Origin of the sequence: Gordonia sp. 852002-50395_SCH5434458, assembly GCF_001665905.1 — a bacterium.
Classification (GTDB): domain Bacteria; phylum Actinomycetota; class Actinomycetes; order Mycobacteriales; family Mycobacteriaceae; genus Gordonia; species Gordonia jacobaea.
This window is the reverse complement of sequence record NZ_LZTC01000065.1, coordinates 1-1,194: the sequence shown is the minus strand read 5'-3', so window position 1 is coordinate 1,194 and position 1,194 is coordinate 1. Positions and strand designations below refer to the sequence as shown.

General features: G+C 66.4%; 1 protein-coding gene. It reads right to left on the bottom strand.

What is annotated here, in order from left to right:
- Window positions 1-26: 26 nt before the first annotated feature.
- Window positions 27-1,194 (bottom strand): FAD-dependent oxidoreductase (locus tag A5785_RS15385; RefSeq protein ID WP_064867323.1); only part of this gene is annotated, 1,168 nt, incomplete at its 5' end.

Sequence of the window (1,194 nt, the reverse complement as noted above, 5' to 3'; positions counted from 1 at the left end):
GGTGAGCGGGAAGCGGCCCCCCGGGGTCAGATCCGTTCGGACACCCGCCGAGAGGCCAATTGCACTGCCTCCCAGACGGTTGCGAACGGCGGGGCGTACGCGAGGTCCATCTCGGCGAGATCGTCGACGGTCATCTCGCCCCACAGCGCCGCGGCGACGGTGTCGATACGTTTACCCGACTGCGCTCCGCCGACGATCTGAGCGCCGAGGATGCGGCGGGTCAACTTGTCGGCGGTGAGTAGCACGGTGATCGGGGTGGCCTCGGCCATGTAGCCGCTCGCGGTGTCGCTCTGGGTGATCAGCGTGAGGGCGTCGTGACCGAAGCGCGCGGCGACCTCGGTGTTCATTCCCGTACGTGCGATCTCCAGATAGGTTGGGCCGGAGGAGAATCGGGTGATCGCCGTCGCCAACACCCCGGCGAATCGTTTACTCTCGTCGCCGCCCAGATTGAAACCGCACACCCGTCCCTGCTTGTTGGCGTGTGTTCCGAGCGGTGCAAAGATTCGCTCCCCGGTCATCCGGTCGAGAGACTCGCAGCAGTCTCCCGCCGCCCAGATGTCGTCGGCGACGCGCTGATGGTCGTCGGGTAGGTATCCGCCGTGAACGCCGATCGGCAACCCTGCTGCGGCGCCCAGCGAGGTCGACGGCCGAACGCCCAGCGCAAGTACCACGACGTCGGCTTCGATTGTGTCGCCGGAAACCGTTGTTACGGAACGTATTCTGCCACCCTCAGCGTCGGCGCTCGCGACGACGGTATCGGTCAGGACGGTGACGCCCGCGGCGCGCATTCCTTCTTCGATGCGGTCGCTCATCTCCGGGTCGAGCTTGCTCATCACCCTGGTGCGCGTGGCGAGAGTGGTCTGGAATCCGCGCTCCGCCAACGCCTCTGCCATCTCCACGCCGATGTAGCCGCCACCGACCACGACTCCTCGACGGCCGGAGCCGGCAATCAGATCGAGCCAGTACCGCGCGTCCTCAAGGGTCTTCGCCGGATTGACACCGTCGATCAGCGTTCCGTCCGCGTCACGCGCCCAGTCCGGGACCATCGCCGAGGCGCCGGTGCACAAGACGAGTTGGTCGTAGGCGACCTCCGACGACTCGTCGAACTCCGACGTCACCGAGACGACCTTCCGATCACGGTCGATTCCGGTGACCGTCGTTCCCATGCGGAGGTCGACGCCGAGTTCCCGGTGT